The sequence below is a fragment of the Rhizobium sp. 16-488-2b genome (assembly GCF_017741815.1).
Taxonomy (GTDB): domain Bacteria; phylum Pseudomonadota; class Alphaproteobacteria; order Rhizobiales; family Rhizobiaceae; genus Rhizobium.
This window is the reverse complement of record NZ_JAGHMF010000016.1, coordinates 83939-102215: the sequence shown is the minus strand read 5'-3', so window position 1 is coordinate 102215 and position 18277 is coordinate 83939. Positions and strand designations below refer to the sequence as shown.

At 61.7% G+C, this 18277-nt stretch carries 18 protein-coding genes; 13 read left to right on the top strand and 5 right to left on the bottom strand.

Translation table 11 applies throughout. From position 1 onward, the window contains the following. Nucleotides 1–59: 59 nt before the first annotated feature. On the top strand, nt 60–326 hold the full coding sequence (locus J5286_RS16260; RefSeq protein ID WP_209191290.1) for a hypothetical protein: 267 nt from the start codon (nt 60–62) through the stop codon (nt 324–326). Here J5286_RS16260 and J5286_RS16255 read toward each other — a convergent pair whose 3' ends face one another. Next, entirely contained in the window at nt 327–854 is a 528-nt protein-coding gene (locus tag J5286_RS16255) for a hypothetical protein (RefSeq protein WP_209191289.1), read from the bottom strand. A 74-nt stretch (nt 855–928) separates the two neighbouring features. Next, on the bottom strand, nt 929–1960 hold the full coding sequence (locus J5286_RS16250; RefSeq protein WP_449090016.1) for a LysR family transcriptional regulator: 1032 nt from the start codon (nt 1958–1960) through the stop codon (nt 929–931). A gap of 243 nt (nt 1961–2203) precedes the next feature. Here J5286_RS16250 and chvE point away from each other — a divergent pair, with 243 nt between their 5' ends. From chvE to J5286_RS16195, 11 genes are all read left to right on the top strand, one after another. Further along, nucleotides 2204–3268 carry a multiple monosaccharide ABC transporter substrate-binding protein gene (gene chvE / locus J5286_RS16245; RefSeq protein WP_018897233.1) on the top strand — a complete coding sequence of 355 codons (1065 nt, stop codon included), beginning with the start codon at nt 2204–2206 and terminating at the stop codon, nt 3266–3268. A gap of 100 nt (nt 3269–3368) precedes the next feature. Then, nucleotides 3369–4907 carry a multiple monosaccharide ABC transporter ATP-binding protein gene (gene mmsA, locus J5286_RS16240; protein ID WP_209191288.1) on the top strand — a complete coding sequence of 513 codons (1539 nt, stop codon included), beginning with the start codon at nt 3369–3371 and terminating at the stop codon, nt 4905–4907. Further along, nucleotides 4904–6112, top strand: coding sequence for a multiple monosaccharide ABC transporter permease (gene mmsB, locus J5286_RS16235; RefSeq protein ID WP_209191287.1), 1209 nt, complete (start codon nt 4904–4906; stop codon nt 6110–6112). Before mmsA ends, mmsB begins: the two co-directional genes overlap by 4 nt. 126 nt (nt 6113–6238) lie before the next feature. Beyond that, nucleotides 6239–7234 (top strand): AraD1 family protein, encoded by a 996-nt coding sequence (gene araD1, locus J5286_RS16230; protein ID WP_209191319.1) that lies wholly within the window; start codon nt 6239–6241, stop codon nt 7232–7234. A gap of 83 nt (nt 7235–7317) precedes the next feature. Continuing rightward, nucleotides 7318–8751 carry an aldehyde dehydrogenase family protein gene (locus J5286_RS16225; protein WP_209191286.1) on the top strand — a complete coding sequence of 478 codons (1434 nt, stop codon included), beginning with the start codon at nt 7318–7320 and terminating at the stop codon, nt 8749–8751. A gap of 63 nt (nt 8752–8814) precedes the next feature. Further along, the gene (gene araD / locus J5286_RS16220; RefSeq protein WP_209191285.1) at nt 8815–10554 is read left to right on the top strand and encodes an L-arabinonate dehydratase; all 1740 of its coding nucleotides are present in this window, start codon (nt 8815–8817) and stop codon (nt 10552–10554) included. Between the two features lie 168 nt (nt 10555–10722). Further along, nucleotides 10723–10977: a hypothetical protein gene (locus J5286_RS16215; protein ID WP_209191284.1), complete on the top strand. Its 255-nt coding sequence runs from the start codon at nt 10723–10725 to the stop codon at nt 10975–10977. Between the two features lie 102 nt (nt 10978–11079). Next, the gene (locus J5286_RS16210; protein WP_018897240.1) at nt 11080–11553 is read left to right on the top strand and encodes a VOC family protein; all 474 of its coding nucleotides are present in this window, start codon (nt 11080–11082) and stop codon (nt 11551–11553) included. Nucleotides 11554–11674: 121 nt separating this feature from the next. Further along, on the top strand, nt 11675–11893 hold the full coding sequence (locus tag J5286_RS16205) for a hypothetical protein (protein ID WP_296434711.1): 219 nt from the start codon (nt 11675–11677) through the stop codon (nt 11891–11893). A gap of 65 nt (nt 11894–11958) precedes the next feature. After that, nucleotides 11959–12834 carry a transglutaminase family protein gene (locus tag J5286_RS16200; RefSeq protein WP_209191283.1) on the top strand — a complete coding sequence of 292 codons (876 nt, stop codon included), beginning with the start codon at nt 11959–11961 and terminating at the stop codon, nt 12832–12834. 99 nt (nt 12835–12933) lie between these two features. Beyond that, entirely contained in the window at nt 12934–13845 is a 912-nt protein-coding gene (locus J5286_RS16195) for a transglutaminase-like domain-containing protein (RefSeq protein WP_209191282.1), read from the top strand. Here J5286_RS16195 and J5286_RS16190 read toward each other — a convergent pair. The 3 genes from J5286_RS16190 to J5286_RS16180 are packed head-to-tail and all read right to left on the bottom strand — an operon-like array spanning nt 13799 to nt 16991. Continuing rightward, a complete protein-coding gene (locus tag J5286_RS16190) occupies nt 13799–14623 on the bottom strand; it encodes a transglutaminase family protein (protein ID WP_112982974.1) in 825 nt (274 codons plus the stop codon). The two genes, J5286_RS16195 and J5286_RS16190, sit on opposite strands and share 47 nt — an antisense overlap. Nucleotides 14624–14635: 12 nt before the next feature. After that, nucleotides 14636–15577 (bottom strand): alpha-E domain-containing protein, encoded by a 942-nt coding sequence (locus J5286_RS16185; protein WP_112943882.1) that lies wholly within the window; start codon nt 15575–15577, stop codon nt 14636–14638. A gap of 4 nt (nt 15578–15581) precedes the next feature. After that, on the bottom strand, nt 15582–16991 hold the full coding sequence (locus J5286_RS16180; RefSeq protein WP_018897244.1) for a circularly permuted type 2 ATP-grasp protein: 1410 nt from the start codon (nt 16989–16991) through the stop codon (nt 15582–15584). Nucleotides 16992–17346: 355 nt separating this feature from the next. Between J5286_RS16180 and J5286_RS16175 the strand changes: the two genes are divergently transcribed. Next, nucleotides 17347–18246, top strand: coding sequence for a DMT family transporter (locus tag J5286_RS16175; protein ID WP_209191281.1), 900 nt, complete (start codon nt 17347–17349; stop codon nt 18244–18246). Nucleotides 18247–18277: the final 31 nt, after the last annotated feature.

The following is an 18277-nucleotide window of genomic DNA, read 5'->3' as shown; positions in this document are numbered from 1 at the left end:
CCTTTCACATTTCAAGAAACCATCTTAAAGACACGTAACAGTTCATATGTGGGAATGAGATGCAGCTGATCGATCCAAACCATCCGGCCTACCGCGCGCTGTGGGTGCGCGTTCTCATCGTCGCGGTCTGCTTCGGCTGGACCGGGATCGAGGCCTTATGGGGCGATCCCTTCTGGGCGGTGCTGGCGGCCGGCGCCGGGGCCTATGCCGCCTACGTGCTCCTCTGGTCCTACAAGCCGGCAGACCCTACCGTGGAAAAAGTGGCTGTCGAGGACAAGACGGCTGAGCCTGCTGAAACGCAGGACGCTCCCAAGAACGACGCGTAATCAGCGCCTGGCGCTTCTCGTCTTGCGGCGGATCGCTTCGTCAATCAGCTGATTGGCGATCGTCATGCGCTTGGTGGCGTTGTCGCGAAACAGCGGGTGGACGCGGTCGGGATGATTGGCCTTGGCGAAGCCGCGTCGCTTGTCGCTGAGGCTCTGGACTGTGTCGTTCGCCGAGATCGCCAGTTCGGCGGCGATTTCAGGCAGCGCCGTGCGGGCGAGGTGCTCCGGCATGACCGGCTCGGGCTCGGGCTCGATCTCGGGGAGTGGCTCGGCCACCGGCGCGGGTGAGGGCTCAGCCGGAGGGGCGTCGTTGGTCGTCTCTCGCGGCGTTTCGAATTCGAGATTGTCGAAGTAGGCCTGGCCGGGCTGCGCCGAGGGTGCGGATACGCCCTCCATCACGTCGAAGGCGAGGCCCGTCGTGAAGCCCGGCATGCGGTGTGAGACGGGAGCGGCCTCTTCCACAGACTCGCCATCCTCCTCCTTCAGCCGATCGAGCACTGACTGGAACAGCGATTGTCCGAATAGCATGGAGCCTCCCTTGCGCGAATGCGCATAGAACGCGACCAAGATGGCGTGGGGCTTGTGAGGCCCCATCCAAACAGTCAGGTCCCGCCCTTGCGGCTCTCCGCCAACACAAGATCGTAAAGCAGCCGCGCGCTCGGGGGCAGGGCGCGTTCCCTTGCGGTGATCAGGCTGTAGGGCCGGACGTTGATCTCGAAATCGATCGGCAGCACACGAACATCGGAGGCGCGCGAGCGCTGCGCCGCCAGGAAGTGGGCGACGTCGATGGCGATCGGGGCGATCGCGTCGGTCTGGCAGATGATCGCGCAGGTGAGCAGCAGCGACGAGGTGTTGACGATATTCTCTGGCACGGCAACGCCGCGCGACAGGAACATGTCCTCGATCGTGCGTCTCAATAATGTGCCGGGCGGCTGGAAGACCCAGTCGTAGTCCGTCAGGTCGGCCATGGTGGCCACGCCCTTCTGCAACAGAGGGTGGCCGCTGCGCACGATCAGGCAGGCGCGTTCGACGCCGATCTCCTGGACCTCGAAAAGCCGGGGGTTGAGATCATCCGGGATGCGGCTGATGACGAAGTCGTGGCGGGCGGCCAGAAGCTCGCGGGCAAGCACGTTGCTGGTCTCGACCTGGATGTTGACCTCGATGCCGGGAAGCGCCGTGCGGATCTGCTTGATGGCGGGGACGACGAGGCTCATGGCGGGCGCCGTCACGGCGCCGATGAAGACCGATCCGCCCTTGCCGGATCTGAGCTCGGCGATCTCGCGGCTTGCCTCTCTAAGTTCCAACATGATCTTACGCGCACGCCTTGCGAGTGCCTCGCCGAAGGTGGTCAGCACCACGCCACGGGCTACGCGCTCATAAAGCGGAGTCTTAACAATGGTCTCCATTTCCGACAGCATTCGCGATGCGGCGGGCTGTGAAATGTTAAGTGCTTCGGCAGCCGCCGAAATCTGGCCGCTATCTTCGATTGCGACGATCATCCGCAGGTGATTCAGCTTGAGTCCCGCCCGCAGAAGGCCGTCATCCCCAAAAATCTCTGTCTGTATATCCACGTTCTCTAATGCCACATGCCCTGAATTGCTCGACATGGTTGCAGCCTCCCCATTGCTCTCCATCAAAAGTAATACTTTTTAACGATATACCAAATTTGTTATGCCTTTTGCCACTTATTCTATTTGACAGTTATAGGAATCCATACCAGTTTGCCGCCGTGTGCTGGTTGGCACTCAACACGTGTGAGAGCGTGGAGGAGACCTACTTCGTTTCTCGCTATTGAAGTATTATCCAATACGAAACCCGCCACAGTTCGGGGTGGGCGAGGAGATCGCCCGCGCATTTATTAACTTAGGGAGAGAGAGATGAAATCCATTATCTCATTGATGGCAGCTGCCGCGTTCGGCGTTGCTTCGTTCGTTATGCCGGCTGTTGCCGCTGACAAGGGTCTCGTCGGTATTGCCATGCCGACCAAGTCGTCCGCTCGCTGGATCGACGACGGCAACAACATCGTCAAGCAGCTCCAGGACGCCGGTTACACGACCGACCTGCAGTATGCTGACGACGACATTCCGAACCAGCTGTCTCAGATCGAGAACATGGTCACGAAGGGCGCGAAGGTTCTCGTCATCGCTTCGATCGACGGCACCACGCTGTCGGACGTGCTGCAGAAGGCTGCTGACGCCGGTATCAAGGTCATCGCTTACGACCGCCTGATCCGCGATTCGGCCAACGTCAGCTACTACGCAACCTTCGACAACTTCCAGGTCGGCGTTCTTCAGGCCGGCACGATCGTCGACAAGCTCGGCCTCAAGGATGGCAAGGGCCCGTTCAACATCGAGCTCTTCGGTGGTTCGCCTGACGATAACAACGCCTTCTTCTTCTACGATGGCGCAATGTCCGTCCTGCAGCCTTACATCGACTCGGGCAAGCTCGTCGTAAAGTCCGGCCAGACCGGCATGGACAAGGTCGGCACGCTGCGTTGGGACCCGGCAACGGCCCAGGCTCGCATGGACAACCTGCTGTCGGCTAACTACACCGACGCCAAGGTTGACGCCGTTCTGTCGCCTTACGATGGTCTGTCCATCGGCATCATCTCCTCGCTCAAGGGCGTAGGCTATGGTTCTGGCGATCAGCCGCTGCCGGTCGTTTCCGGCCAGGACTCGGAAGTTCCTTCCGTCAAGTCGATCATCGCAGGCGAGCAGTATTCCACGATCTTCAAGGATACCCGCGAACTGGCGAAGGTTACCGTTGCCATGGTTGATGCCGTCATGTCCGGCAAGGAGCCTGAAGTCAACGACACCAAGACCTACGACAACGGCGTAAAGGTCGTTCCGTCCTACCTGCTGAAGCCGGTTGCCGTCACCAAGGAGAACTACAAGACCGTTCTCGTCGACAGCGGCTACTACAAAGAAGACCAGCTGAAGTAATCTGACGAACGCCGGAATCCGCGCCTATGCGCGCGGGTTCCGGTTTCCGATTTTTAGAACGCCAGGCCGATCTTACGGCCACGGCGCTGGAATTTTGATCATGGAAAATACACTCCTCGAAATGCGGAACATCACCAAGACGTTCCCGGGCGTAAAAGCGCTCGAGAATGTGAACCTCAAGGTTCGCCAGGGTGAGATACACGCAGTTGTGGGGGAAAACGGGGCCGGCAAGTCGACCCTGATGAAGGTTCTTTCCGGTGTCTATCCCTCGGGCACCTATGATGGGGAGATCTTCTACGACGGCGACGTCCGCAATTTCAAAGTCCTGAAGGACTCCGAAGAAATCGGCATCGTCATCATTCACCAGGAATTGGCGCTCGTACCGCTGCTCTCGATCGGGGAAAACATCTTCCTCGGCAACGAGAATGCGAAGAGCGGCGTCATCAGCTGGGAAACCACCTTCAACCGCACCAAGCAGCTGCTCGCCAAGGTGGGCCTGCGCGAATCTCCGAACACGCTCGTGACCGACATCGGCGTCGGCAAGCAGCAGCTCGTCGAAATCGCCAAGGCTCTGTCCAAGAGCGTCAAGCTGCTCATTCTCGATGAACCGACCGCGTCGCTCAACGAAAGCGATTCCGATGCGCTGCTGAACCTCCTGATGGAGTTCCGCAAGCAGGGCATCACGTCGATCATCATCTCGCACAAGCTCAACGAGATCCGCAAGGTCGCCGACCAGATCACCGTTCTGCGCGACGGCATGACCGTCAAGACGATGGACTGTCACAAGGAAGAGATCAGCGAGGACACCATCATCAGAAACATGGTGGGCCGCGATCTCGAAGACCGCTATCCGCCACGCTCGGTGCCGATCGGCGAAACCATCTTCGAAGTGAAGAACTGGAACGCGTTTCACCAGCAGCATCGCGACCGCCAGGTTCTGCACGATATCAACATCAACGTCCGCAAGGGCGAGGTGGTCGGCATCGCCGGCCTGATGGGTGCCGGCCGTACCGAGTTCGCGATGAGCGTGTTCGGCAAGGCCTATGGCCACAAGATCACCGGCGAAGTCTATGTCGACGGCAAGCAGGTGGACACCAGCACCGTTCGCAAGGCGATCGATGCGGGTCTCGCCTACGTGACCGAAGACCGCAAGCACCTCGGTCTCGTGCTCGCCGACAACATCATGCACAACACGTCGCTCGCCAATCTGACGGGGATTTCGAAGAGCACCGTCATCGACGGCATCAAGGAAAGCAGGGTCGCGACCGACTATCGGTCGAAGCTGCGCATCCGCTCCTCGGGCATCTACCAGGAGACGGTCAACCTCTCGGGTGGGAACCAGCAGAAGGTGGTTCTGTCCAAGTGGCTGTTCTCCGATCCCGACGTGCTGATCCTCGACGAGCCGACCCGCGGTATCGACGTGGGTGCAAAATACGAAATTTATACTATCATCAACCAGCTTGCTGCCGATGGAAAAGGCGTTCTGATGATCTCGTCGGAAATGCCGGAACTGCTTGGCAACTGCGACCGCATCTATGTGATGAACGAAGGTCGCATCGTCGCTGAACTGCCGAAGGGTGAAGCGAGCCAAGAAACCATCATGCGCGCCATCATGCGCTCTGGGGAGAAGAAACAATGACTCCTGTCAACCCGACCAGCCACGAGGAAAGCAACGTCGTTTCCGTCGTCGATTACATCCGCGGCAACATTCGTGAATACGGCATGCTCATCGCGCTCGTCGCGATCATGGTGTTCTTCCAGTTTTACACCGGCGGCATCCTGTTCAAGCCGGTCAACCTGACCAACCTCGTTCTCCAGAACTCGTTCATCGTCATCATGGCGCTCGGCATGCTGCTGGTCATCGTGGCCGGCCATATCGACCTTTCGGTCGGCTCTATCGTTGCCTTCGTCGGCGCGCTGGCGGCGATCTTCACCGTCTCCTGGGGCATGAATTTCTGGCTCGCGGCCTTGCTTTGTCTCGCGATCGGCGGCGTCATCGGCGCGGCGCAGGGCTATTTCATCGCCTATCACCGCATTCCGTCCTTCATCGTGACGCTTGCCGGCATGCTGGTGTTCCGCGGCCTGACGCTGACGGTTCTCGGCGGCAAGAACATCGGTCCGTTCCCGAAGGAATTCCAGATCATCTCCACCGGCTTCCTGCCCGGCGACATGGTCGACATCTTCGGCGTGCCGACGCAGATCACCTCGCTGGTGCTCAGCGTCATCCTGCCGGTCATCCTGTTCTACCTCGCATGGCGCCGCCGCAAGGTGAACGAAAGCCACGGCATCGACGTCGAGCCGATGGGCTTCTTCATCGCGCAGAACGTCATCGTTTCGCTGGCGATCGTGGCGCTCGGCTATCTGCTGTCGACCTATCGCGGTCTGCCGAATGTGCTTGTCGTCATGCTGGTGCTGATCGCAGCCTATGCTTTCGTCACGCGCCGCACGACGATTGGTCGCCGCATCTACGCCATGGGCGGCAATGAAAAGGCCACCAAGCTCTCTGGTATCAACACCGAGCGCCTGAGCTTCTTCACCTTCGTCAACATGGGCGTTCTCGCCGGTCTCGCCGGCATGATCGTGGCGCTTCGCCTGAACTCGGCGACGCCGAAGGCCGGCGTCGGCTTCGAGCTCGACGTCATCGCGGCCTGCTTCATCGGCGGTGCTTCGGCATCCGGCGGCGTTGGCAAGATCACCGGTGCCGTCATCGGCGCGTTCATCATGGGCGTCATGAACAACGGCATGTCGATCGTCGGTCTCGGCATCGACTTCCAGCAGATGGTCAAGGGCCTCGTGCTGCTCGCAGCCGTCTTCTTCGACGTCTACAACAAGAACAAGGGCTAAGCGCTTCGGCGCTGCCCACCTATTTGCAGTGACTTGAATTCGCAGTGACATGAACTTGTAATCCGGCTCCCTCGGGAGCCGGAATGGCGGAGCACATTCCGCGCAATGGAAAAAAGGATGAAGACCGTGCTTATTTCGCAGATCAAGGGTTCGAACGGAGAGATCGTCGTCGCCGTGCGCGAGCCGGGCGGTACCGCGAAAGCCGTCAACAATGCCGGCAGCGTCTATGCGCTCGCCATGGAAGCCGCAAACGGCGGCAAGTCGCTCGCTTCGGTGATCGAGGCGCATGGCCTGGGTGAAGCCGTCGACCTCGAAAAGGCTTATGCCGAAGGTCGCTTCCTGCCGCCGATGACGCATCCTGACGCCGCGCACCTGCACCTGACGGGCACGGGCCTGACGCATCTCGGCTCGGCCGCGACGCGCGACAGCATGCACAAGAAGACCTCCGAGGCCGCGGAAGAAACGCTCACGGACTCTATGAAGATGTTCAAGATGGGCCTCGAGAACGGCAAGCCGAAGGCTGGCGAAAAGGGCGTTCAGCCCGAGTGGTTCTACAAGGGCAACGGCTATGGTGCCGCAGCTCCTGGCGCCGCACTCGTCTCCCCATCGTTTGCGCTCGACGGCGGCGAAGAGCCCGAGATGGCCGGCATCTATGTGATCGCTGAGGACGGCACGCCGTTCCGCATCGGTTTCGCGCTCTCCAACGAGTTTTCCGACCACGTCACCGAGCGCCAGAACTATCTCTACCTCGCGCACTCCAAGCTGCGTCCGGCGAGCTTCGGCCCCGAGATCCGCATCGGTGCGGCGCCTGAGGATATCCGCGGCACTTCGCGCATCAAGCGCGGCGATAAGGTGATCTTCGAGAAGCCCTTCCTGTCGGGCGAGGCGAACATGTCGCACACCTTCGCCAACCTCGAATACCACCACTTCAAGTACGGCCTGTTCCGCGTCCCCGGCGACGTCCACGTCCACATGTTCGGCACGGCGACGTTGTCGTTCGCCGAAGGCATCAAGACGGAAGAGGGCGACGTGTTCGAGATCGAGGTCGCAGACTTCGGCCTGCCGCTGCGCAATCCGCTGAAGATCGACGCCGAAGAAGAGATCGTCGTCAAGCAGCTCTGATTTCTCAGCTCTGGTTTCTAGGGCCCGGCGCATTGGCTGTCGGGCCAGTCTTTCATAAGCGGTAAAGGAGGCTTGCAGGGCCCATGACCATTTATCAGAACCTGATCGCCGGCGAATGGATCGGCTCGGACGCCACCAAGAATATCAACCCGTCGGATACGAACGAAGTCGTTGGCCTCTATGCCGATGGTTCGGCAGAAGACACGAAGAACGCGATTGCCGCTGCCAAGGCCGCTTTCCCGGCCTGGTCGCGCTCCGGTATCTGGGAACGCCACGTCATCCTGAAGAAGGCCGGCGACGAGATCATGGCCCGCAAGGACGAGCTCGGCGCGCTGCTTGCCCGCGAAGAGGGCAAGACCCTTCCCGAGGCGATCGGCGAGACCATCCGCGCCAGCCAGATCTTCGAATTCTTTGCAGGCGAAGTGCTGCGCCTTGCCGGCGAGACCATTCCGTCGGTGCGTCCGAACATCGGCGTCGAGATCACCCGCGACCCGCTCGGCGTCATCGGCATCATCACGCCCTGGAACTTCCCGATCGCCATTCCGGCCTGGAAGATCGCGCCGGCGCTCTGCTACGGCAACACCATCGTGTTCAAGCCGGCCGAGCTGGTTCCGGCCTGCTCCTGGGCGATCGTCGATATCCTCCACCGCGCCGGCCTGCCGAAGGGCGTCCTGAACCTCGTCATGGGCAAGGGCTCGGTCGTTGGCCAGGCCATGCTCGACAGCCCCGATGTCGCGGGCATCACCTTTACCGGCTCCACCGGCACCGGCAAGCGCGTCGCCGCCGCATCGCTTGAGCATAACCGCAAGTTCCAGCTGGAAATGGGCGGCAAGAACCCGATGGTCGTTCTCGACGACGCCGACCTCAACGTCGCCGTCGAAGCCGCCGCCAATTCCGGCTTCTTCTCGACCGGTCAGCGCTGCACGGCGTCCTCGCGCCTGATCGTCACCGAAGGTATTCACGACAAGTTCGTGGCAGCGCTGACGGCCAAGCTCGAAACGCTTATCGTCGATAACGCCATGAAGTCCGGCACGCATATCGGCCCCGTGGTCGACGAGAAGCAGCTGAAGACCGACACCGACTATATCGAGATCGGCAAAAAGGAAGGCGCCAAGCTTGCCTTCGGCGGCGAGATTTTGAAGCGCGACACGCCCGGCTTCTATCTGCAGCCGACGCTGTTTACCGAAGCAACCAACCAGATGCGCATTTCCCGCGAAGAGATCTTCGGACCCGTCGTCTCGGTCATCCGCGTCAAGGATTACGAAGAGGCGCTGGCGACGGCCAACGACACGCCGTTCGGCCTGTCCTCGGGCATCGCGACGACCAGCCTCAAGCATGCGACGCACTTCAAGCGCAACGCCGAGGCCGGCATGGTGATGGTCAACCTGCCGACGGCGGGTGTCGATTTCCACGTTCCGTTCGGCGGCCGCAAGGGCTCTTCCTACGGCCCGCGCGAGCAGGGCAAGTACGCCGCCGAATTCTACACATCGGTCAAGACCAGCTACACGCTGGCCTGACGTCAAAATAGCGATACGGGCCGTCGCGAGGACGGCTCGGCATCCCTCAAAAGGCAGAAGACAATGTTTAAAAAAGCGGAATGGCCGCGCAAGCTTCGATCGCAGGAATGGTACGGCGGCACCAGCCGTGACGTCATCTATCACCGCGGCTGGATGAAGAACCAGGGTTACCCGCACGACCTGTTCGACGGACGCCCTGTGATCGGCATTCTCAACACTTGGTCGGACATGACGCCGTGCAACGGCCATCTGCGCGAACTGGCGGAGAAGGTGAAGGCGGGCATATGGGAGGCTGGCGGCTTCCCGATGGAAGTTCCTGTGTTCTCGGCTTCCGAAAACACCTTCCGCCCGACCGCGATGATGTACCGCAACCTCGCGGCGCTCTCGATCGAGGAAACCATTCGCGGCCAGCCGATGGACGGCTGCGTGCTGATGGTCGGTTGCGACAAGACCACGCCGTCGCTCCTGATGGCTGCCGCCTCCGTCGACCTGCCGTCGATCGTCGTCACCGGCGGCCCGATGCTGAACGGCTACTTCCGCGGCGAGCGCGTCGGCTCCGGCACGCATCTTTGGAAGTTCTCCGAAATGGTGAAGGCCGGCGAGATGACGCAGGCCGAGTTCCTAGAAGCCGAGGCTTCGATGAGCCGTTCGTCCGGCACCTGCAACACGATGGGCACCGCGTCGACGATGGCGTCGATGGCCGAAGCGCTCGGCATGGCGCTTTCGGGCAATGCCGCGATCCCGGGCGTTGATAGTCGCCGCAAGGTGATGGCGCAGCTCACCGGCCGCCGCATCGTGCAGATGGTCAAGGACGACCTGAAGCCCTCCGACATCATGACCAAGCAGGCCTTCGAAAACGCCATCCGCACCAATGCGGCGATCGGTGGTTCGACCAATGCCGTCATCCATCTGCTGGCCATGGCCGGCCGCGTCGGCATCGACCTGACGCTCGACGACTGGGACCGTTGCGGCCGCGACGTGCCGACGATCGTCAACCTGATGCCATCGGGCAAGTACCTCATGGAAGAGTTCTTCTATGCCGGCGGCCTGCCTGTCGTCATCAAGCGCCTCGGCGAAGCCGGCCTCCTGCACAAGGATGCGCTTACCGTTTCGGGCGAGACCATGTGGGAAGAGGTCAAGGACGTCGTCAACTGGAACGAAGACGTCATCCTGCCGGCGGAAAAGGCGCTGACGCAGTCCGGCGGTATCGTCGTTCTGCGTGGCAACATGGCGCCGAAGGGCGCCGTTCTGAAGCCATCAGCTGCTTCGCCGCATCTCTTGACGCATCGCGGCCGCGCCGTGGTGTTCGAGGATATCGACGACTACAAGGCCAAGATCAACGACGACAATCTCGACATCGACGAGAGCTGCGTCATGGTCATGAAGAACTGTGGTCCGAAGGGCTACCCTGGCATGGCCGAAGTCGGCAACATGGGTCTGCCGCCGAAGGTGCTGAAGAAGGGCATCACCGACATGGTGCGCATCTCGGATGCCCGCATGTCCGGCACCGCCTATGGCACCGTCGTTCTGCACACCTCGCCGGAAGCCGCCGTCGGCGGTCCGCTCGCCGTCATCAAGAACGGCGACATGATCGAGCTCGACGTGCCGAACCGTCGCCTGCATGTCGATATCTCCGAGGAAGAGATGGCGCGTCGCCTGGCCGAGTGGAAGCCGCAGCACGAGCTGCCGACCTCGGGCTACGCGTTCCTGCACCAGCAGCACGTCGAAGGTGCCGACACCGGCGCCGACCTCGACTTCCTCAAGGGATGTCGCGGCAGCGCGGTTGGCAAGGACAGCCACTAATCGGTCGTTTCGATCGGATGAATTGACGAGAAGGCGGGGCGAAAGTTCCGCTTTTTCCGTATCCGGGAAGCGCACGCCCCGCGCGCGGGAAGCCGGGAAGTTATAGTTAAAGATTTAGTAAAATCGTGTTAGCTTGACCTCGCACTGCAAATGACGACGAGGCCAGACATGCGCAAACCCGCGCCGAAGACCACTCACCACGATGCCGACGGGACCGAGACCGAAGACGATCGCCAGCTGGTGAACCGTCTGCTCGAGAACGCGCAGCGTGAGGTGAGGGCGGAGGCGCCTGCTGTTGTCGAAGAGGCTCGCGAGACGCGCCATTCGGTGCTCGAAATCGCCGTCCTCGTCTGCTTCATCCCCTTCTACTGGCTCTATTCGCTGGCGACCCGCCGTACGGCCGAGCAATACGAGAGCCTCTGAGCCCGCCTTAACGATCCGCTCCGAGGAGACCATTGTGCTGGTCAACTGATATCGCTGCCTTATGTGTCCTGACATAGGCAACGAACGCGGGAGGAGCGCGCAATGGCAAAGAACACGATCTGCGTATGGTACGACAAGGATGCCGAGGAGGCAGCGCGCTTCTACGCGAAGACGTTTCCCGACAGCTCCGTCGGGAAGATCACGCGGGCGCCGGGAGATTATCCCTCGGGCAAGGAGGGGCAGGTGCTCGTCGTCGAGTTCACCGTCGCCGGTGTTGCCTGTATCGGCCTCAATGGCGGCCCCGTCTTCAAGCACAACGAGGCTTTCTCGTTCCAGATCTCCACCGAGGATCAGGAAGAGACCGACCGCTACTGGAACGCGATCGTCGGCAATGGCGGCGAGGAGAGCGCCTGCGGTTGGTGCAAGGACAAATGGGGCGTATCATGGCAGATCACGCCGCGCGTGCTGACGGAGGCGATGAACGCCGGCGGCGCCGAGGCCAAGCGCGCATTCGATGCGATGATGGACATGGGCAAGATCGACGTCGCGGCGATCGAGGCTGCCCGCAGGGGCTGAGCCATTGCTGGGCGACCCCAGCCATATTTCTTCTCCAGACCGCCCGTTCTCAGGAACGAAACGGGCGTCCTGCCGTTATCGCCGCAGGAGAGCGTCAATGCCAGGAGTGCGGAAATTGATTGTGCTGAGCGCGTTCAACATCGATGACAGCGGCGCTCTGGTGCACGCGTTCGAACCGCGCCGGATGAAGGGCGAGGACACGGCTGTCTATGTCGCCGAAACGATGGTCAACGACTATGCCGGCGTGGTCGTCTGGTGCCGCGAGGCCAATGTCGCGGTCGGCGAGCAGGGACCTTCGATCATTCTTTTCCAGTCGGGGCAGGTGCCGGAGTTCGATTAGACGCGTTCGATTAGAAGAGTTCGAGTAGCAGGGCGTCCGCCCGGACCGTGGCGGGCGAGGGCAGCATGACCGTATATTCCGTCAGGCACATCACCCAATACAGCTACAAGCGCCCGGTCACCTTCGGCCAGCACCGGGTGCTGTTTCGCCCGCGCGACAGCTTCGACCAGCGGCTGCTCGACGCGACGATGGTGGTCGAGCCGAAGCCCGCGCGGGTGCGCTGGATCCACGACGTGTTCGGCAATTGCATCGCGCTGGTGGATTTCGACGGCGCCTCCGATCATCTGCGCTTCGAGACCAATATCCGGCTGGATCATACGCCCGAGGTGCCCGTCGAGTTCGAGATGGACAGCGAGGCGCTGACCTATCCTTTCTCCTATGAAGAGGACGAGCTTCCCGATCTGAGCTGCACCATCGCCCGCTCCTATGACGATCCGGAGGGCGCGGTGGCGCATTGGGCGCGGCAGTTCACCGGCGCGGGGACTTCGGTGCAGACGGGGCATATCCTGATGACGCTGTGCTTTTCCATCCGCCAGAGCTTCGTCTATGCGCGCCGCGTCGAGAGGGGCACGCAAACGCCTGTCGAGACGCTGCAGCGGCGGCAGGGGACGTGCCGGGATTTCGCGCTTCTGATGATGGAAGCGGCGCGGTCTCTGGGTTTCGCCGCGCGTTTCGTCACCGGCTACATCTACGTGCCTGACCGCGACGGATCGCGCACGCTCGGCGGTGGATCGACGCATGCCTGGTGTCAGGTCTATCTGCCGGGCGCGGGCTGGGTGGAGTTCGATCCGACCAACGGCATCGTCGGCAATCAGGATCTCATCCGCGTCGGCGTCGCCCGCGACCCGCGCCAGGCGATCCCGCTCTGGGGAAGCTATGACGGCAGCAGCGACGACTTTGGCGACATGGTCGTGCAGGTCAATGTGACCACCGAAACATGATACCGTGATCCGTCGGCCACGCGTGGAACCGATCGTTGCCGGTGACGTTCCCTGAAAGCGCGCCAATGCCGCCGCGCCGCTTTTCGAGAAGGAACGATCATGAAGATCAATGCCGGTTTCACGATAGGGTATGAATGCGTGCAACCGACACCGATGCTTCTCACCCTCAACATCCATCCCTCAAGACGGGTCGATCTCTTGACCGAGCAGGTGCTGGAGTTCGACCAGCCGATCGAAGCCTGGGGATATACCGACGATTTCGGCAATGCCTGCACCCGCATCGTGGCGCCGGCGGGGATCACCACCATCTCGACCAGCTTCGACATCTACGACAGCGGCCAGCCTGATGTGGTGCCTCTCGAAGCCGTACAGCATGAGATCAAGGACTTGCCCGACGAAGTCCTGGTTTTCCTGCTCGGCAGCCGCTACTGCGACACGGACCGGCTCGCGGATTTCGCTTGGGAGACCTTCTCGGCCACCGCGCCCGGATGGACCCGCGTGCAGGCGATCACCGATTTCGTGCATGGGCACATCCGCTTCGATTACATGAACGCGGATCTCCTGCGCACCGCGCATGGCGGCTACACTGACAGAACCGGCGTGTGCCGGGATTTCGCGCATCTGGCGATCACGCTCTGCCGCTGCATGAACATTCCGGCGCGCTACTGCACCGGCTATCTCGGCGATATCGGGGTTCCCAAGGACCCGGCGCCGATGGATTTCAGCGCCTGGTTCGAGGTCTATCTCGGCGGTCACTGGCATACGGTGGATGCCCGCCACAACACGCCGCGCATCGGCCGCATCCTGATGGCGACCGGCCGCGATGCCACCGACGTAGCGATCTCAACAGCGTTCGGCCCGGCGCGGCTGGCGCAGTTCGAGGTCGTTACCGATGAGATCGTGACTGGCGAGATCAACACGGACAGCACCGTGCCGCCAATGCCGCTCAACTCCGATGCTCTGCCTAGCTCTGGGACTGACTCTGAGATTGTCCCTGGTCCGCGACCTTGACGATTACCTGCAGCTTTTCGCCCGGTGTGCCGATGCGCATGCCTGACACGGGGGCCGCGTCCTTGTAGGAGAGGCCGCTGGCGATACGGACATAGCGCTCGTCCGGGCAGATCTTGTTGGCGGGATCGAAGCCGACCCAGCCGAGACCCGGAATATGCGCTTCCGCCCAGGCATGGGTTGCAGCCTGCTCGATCTTTTCTTCCATCATCAGATAGCCCGAGACATAGCGCGCGGGAACGCCGAGCGCATGGGCGGCTGCGACGAAGATGTGGGCGTGGTCCTGGCAGACGCCGGTCTTCTTTTCCAGCGCCTGCTCGGCCGTGGTTTCGACGTCGCTGGTGCCGGGCTGATAGTTCACCGTTTCGTGGATGGCGCCCATCAGCGCGTGCATGCGGCCGAGCTCGTTGTCGCCGCTGACGCCCTTGATCAGCTCCTTCACCAGCTTGCCGGGCTTGGTGCGCGGCGTGTCGCGCAGGAAGAGCCAGAGCGGGCAGAAGCCGGTGTGCGGGCCGGTGACGCCGTTCAGATCCTCGGTCTCGACCTCGCCCTCGGCGACGATGCGCGTCACCTGCTGCTCGCCCTCCAGCGAGACCAAGTTGACGTGATTGCCGAACTGGTCGTCATACTCGACTTCAGGCTTGGCGCCCTCGACATGCAGCGACCAGCTCAGCACCTTTTGGCCCGGGCCCGACGGCGGGGTCAGCCGCAGGCGCTGCAGCGAGAAGGCGGAGGGTTCGTCGTAGCGGTATTCGGTGACGTGGCTAATCTTCAGTTTCATGTCGCGACCCGCCTATGCGTAGAACCGGTAACCGTCGGAAATTTCCTGTCCGAGCTGGTTGTTGCGTGAGACGAAGTCCTCGAGGAATTCGTGCAGGCCCTGATCCATGATGTCCTTGATCGCCTGCTTCTTCAGCGACTGGCGGATGGCGTCGGCGGTGTCGTGCGCCTTCAGCCGCTCGCCGTAATCGGTGGCGAGGTGGCCGAGTTCGCTGGTGATCTTCTCGTAGCAATAAGCGAGCGAACGCGGCATCTGGCCGTTGAGGATCAAGAAGTCGGCGATGTTGGTGGCGCGATATTCGCCGTCATAGGCCCAGCTGTAGGAGCGGTGGGCGGAGACGGAGCGCAGGATCGATTCCCACTGGACGTTGTCGATCGAGGTGCCGACGGCAGACACCGCCGGCAGCAGCACGTAATATTTCACGTCGAGGATGCGGCTGGTGTTGTCGGCGCGCTCGATGAAGGTGCCGATGCGGGCGAAGTTGTAGAGCTCGTTGCGCAGCATGGAGCCGTGCAGCGCGCCGCGGATCAGGCCGGCGCGGTGCTTGATGACGTCGATCGCCTGCGGCAGGTCGGCCGGCTTCAGCCGCTTCGACAGAAGCTCCTTGAGCTCGATCCAGAACTCGTTGGTCGCTTCCCACGTTTCGCGGGTCAGCGCCGTGCGCACCATGCGGGCGTTGTTGCGGCCGAAATCGACGCAGGACATGACGCTCGACAGGTTGGTGCGGTCGCGCAGCAGGTAGTCGATGGCATCAGGGCCGGTCAGCTTCGAATGGCCCTCGTCATAGGCTTCGCGGACGCCGGCGCTCTGCAGCACGCCGTCCCAGTTGTCGTCGCTGCCGCTGCTTCTGGTGAGCGACATGCGGATGCCGGCATCGATGAGGCGCGCGATGTTTTCGGCGCGCTCGAAGTAACGGAACATCCAGTAGAGGCCGTTTGCGGTTCTTCCGAGCATCAGATCAATCCTCCAATACCCAGGTGTCTTTGGTGCCGCCGCCCTGGCTGGAATTGACCACCAGCGAGCCCTGCTTCAGCGCCACGCGGGTGAGGCCACCGGGAATGATCTGCACCTTGTCGGAGACCAGCACGTAGGGGCGCAGGTCGACGTGGCGCGGCGCAATCCCCTTGTTGACGAGGATCGGCACCGTCGACAGCGAGAGCGTCGGCTGAGCGATGTAGTTGCTCGGCTTGGCGCGCAGCTTCTCGGCGAAATCGGCACGCTCCTTCTTCGACGCGGTCGGGCCGACCAGCATGCCGTAGCCGCCGGAGCCGTGCACTTCCTTGACGACGAGTTCTTCCAGGTGCTCCAGCACGTATTTCAGGCTGGAGGCCTCCGAACAGCGCCAGGTCGGCACGTTTTCCAGAAGCGCCTTGCGGCCGGTGTAGAACTCGACGATTTCAGGCATGTAGGAATAGATCGCCTTGTCGTCGCAGATGCCGGTACCCGGCGCGTTGGCGATGGTGATGTTGCCGGAGCGGTAGACGTCCATGATCCCGGGGATGCCGAGGGCGGAATCCGGGCGGAAGGTCAAGGGATCGAGGAAGTCGTCGTCGACGCGGCGGTAGAGCACGTCGATCGCCTCGTAGCCGCGCGTGGTGCGCATCTTCACCTTGCCGTCGATGACGCGCAGATCCGAGCCTTCGACCAGCTCGACGCCCATGGTGTCGGCCAGGAACGAGTGCTCGTAATAGGCGGAGTTGTAGATGCCTGGTGTCAGTACCGCGACGCGCGGCTTGCCCTTGCAGCCGGGAGGCGCAAGCGAGGCGAGCGACTGGCGCAGCAGATAGGGGTAATCCTCCACCGGGCGCACCTTGTTCTCGTGGAACAGCTCCGGGAACATGTGCATCATCGTCTCGCGGTTTTCCAGCATGTAGCTGACCCCCGAGGGCGTGCGGGCATTGTCTTCCAGAACGTAGAACTGGTCCTCGCCGGTGCGCACGATGTCGGTGCCGACAATGTGGGTATAGACGCCGCCGGGCGGGCGGAAGCCGATCATCTCGGGCAGGAAGGCGTCGTTCTTCTCGATCAGCTCGCGCGGAATGCGGCCGGCGCGGATGATCTCCTGCTTGTGATAGATGTCGTCGAGAAAGGCGTTGAGCGCGATGACGCGCTGCTCGATGCCCTGCGCCAGCTTGCGCCATTCGCGGCCGGAGATGACGCGGGGGATGATATCGAAGGGGATGAGCTTTTCGGAACTGTCGGCGTGGCCATAGACGGCGAAGGTGATGCCGGTCTTGCGGAAGATGTTTTCCGCATCGCGGGATTTGGCGATCAGATGAGCGCGATCCTGATTATTGTACCACTCAAAGTATTTTTCATATGGCTGTCGAGGGCTTTCGTCCCCGGTGATCATTTCATCAAATGCCAAAGGTGTGGCTCCCCTTTTTTCTTCATTTGAGTACAACGGAGAAAGCAATGCAAGAACCATGCTCAGTTCAAACGGAAGATTCATAAAATCATAGCTATCGGCGAAAATAGCCGAAAAACTGAGCATTTCCGGGAAGGTAGCGTCGGGCCGACAAAGAGCAATTGCATCTCGTCGCTTAAAACATGAGCATGTGATTATTTTCCACGCGCGGCGCGATTCATTTTCGGGCGATCGCGATGTCGGAGCCGTTTTTCGGCGGCTTCAATGAAACTTACAATAAGCATCAACGCTTCGCCTTTGACTGCCGACACCCGCAGCGGCTATCTCGGCCCATTTCCGTTTTCCAAGGCCGCCCATGTCGCTCGATCGCCTCGCACCCGCCATCTTCGTTCTCCTGTGGTCCACCGGCTGGGTGGTGGCGAAATACGCGGCCATCCATTCCGAGCCCTTCACCTTTCTCGCCATTCGCTTCGTGCTGTCGGCGCTGGCCTTCCTGGCGCTCTGTCTCGTGCTCAGGGTTCAGTGGCCCGGTAGGGCGGTCATGTGGAAAGCGATCTACTCGGGGCTGTTCCTGCACGGCTTTTATCTCGGTGGCCTGTGGTGGGCGATCGCCAATGGGGTGCCGGCGGGTATCTCCGGTATCATCGCGGCGCTGCAGCCGCTTCTGACGGCAATGGCCGCGCCGCTTCTGATCGGCGAAAGGCTGCAGCCGGTGCAGAAGGCCGGGCTCGCGCTCGGCTTCGTGGGGATCGCGATCGCCATCTCGCCGAAACTCTTCGATCCCGCCAACGCCAATCTCGCCCATGCCCTCGTGCCGCTCGCCATCAACCTCCTGGCGATGGCGTCGGTCACCTACGGAACGCTCTACCAGAAGAAACACCTGCAGGCCGGCAATCTGCCGGCAATCGCGACGCTGCAATATGTCGGCGCGCTCATCGTCAGCGTGCCGCTGATGCTCAGCTTCGAGCGCATGCATTTCGACGGGTCGGTAACGGCGGTCGCAGCCCTCGTCTGGTCGGTCTTCGGCCTGTCGATGGGTGGCGTCGGGCTGCTTCTTTATCTGATCCGGCGCGGGCAGGTGTCGCGCGCGGCATCGCTGATCTACCTGATGCCGCCGACGGTGGCGCTGGAGGCCTTCATCGCCTTCGGCGAACCGCTGACCCTGCCGCTCATCATCGGCACCATCGTGGTCGTCACCGGCGTCTATCTGACGAACCGGCAGGCGGCCGCGCCGCTGCGCGAGCAGGCGCAGTAAGCTCAGCGAGCAGGCACAATAAAAAACGGCG

Excerpts from the sequence above, each read along its gene's own strand:
- J5286_RS16175 (WP_209191281.1), top strand. The coding sequence starts at position 17,347 with ATGTCGCTCGATCGCCTCGCACCCGCCATCTTCGTTCTCCTGTGGTCC.
- J5286_RS16215 (WP_209191284.1), top strand. The coding sequence starts at position 10,723 with ATGCGCAAACCCGCGCCGAAGACCACTCACCACGATGCCGACGGGACC.
- J5286_RS16200 (WP_209191283.1), top strand. The coding sequence starts at position 11,959 with ATGACCGTATATTCCGTCAGGCACATCACCCAATACAGCTACAAGCGC.
- J5286_RS16210 (WP_018897240.1), top strand. The coding sequence starts at position 11,080 with ATGGCAAAGAACACGATCTGCGTATGGTACGACAAGGATGCCGAGGAG.
- araD (WP_209191285.1), top strand. The coding sequence starts at position 8,815 with ATGTTTAAAAAAGCGGAATGGCCGCGCAAGCTTCGATCGCAGGAATGG.
- J5286_RS16260 (WP_209191290.1), top strand. The coding sequence starts at position 60 with ATGCAGCTGATCGATCCAAACCATCCGGCCTACCGCGCGCTGTGGGTG.
- J5286_RS16255 (WP_209191289.1), bottom strand. The coding sequence starts at position 854 with ATGCTATTCGGACAATCGCTGTTCCAGTCAGTGCTCGATCGGCTGAAG.
- J5286_RS16195 (WP_209191282.1), top strand. The coding sequence starts at position 12,934 with ATGAAGATCAATGCCGGTTTCACGATAGGGTATGAATGCGTGCAACCG.
- chvE (WP_018897233.1), top strand. The coding sequence starts at position 2,204 with ATGAAATCCATTATCTCATTGATGGCAGCTGCCGCGTTCGGCGTTGCT.
- mmsA (WP_209191288.1), top strand. The coding sequence starts at position 3,369 with ATGGAAAATACACTCCTCGAAATGCGGAACATCACCAAGACGTTCCCG.
- J5286_RS16250 (WP_449090016.1), bottom strand. The coding sequence starts at position 1,960 with ATGGAGAGCAATGGGGAGGCTGCAACCATGTCGAGCAATTCAGGGCAT.
- J5286_RS16225 (WP_209191286.1), top strand. The coding sequence starts at position 7,318 with ATGACCATTTATCAGAACCTGATCGCCGGCGAATGGATCGGCTCGGAC.
- J5286_RS16190 (WP_112982974.1), bottom strand. The coding sequence starts at position 14,623 with ATGAAACTGAAGATTAGCCACGTCACCGAATACCGCTACGACGAACCC.
- J5286_RS16185 (WP_112943882.1), bottom strand. The coding sequence starts at position 15,577 with ATGCTCGGAAGAACCGCAAACGGCCTCTACTGGATGTTCCGTTACTTC.
- mmsB (WP_209191287.1), top strand. The coding sequence starts at position 4,904 with ATGACTCCTGTCAACCCGACCAGCCACGAGGAAAGCAACGTCGTTTCC.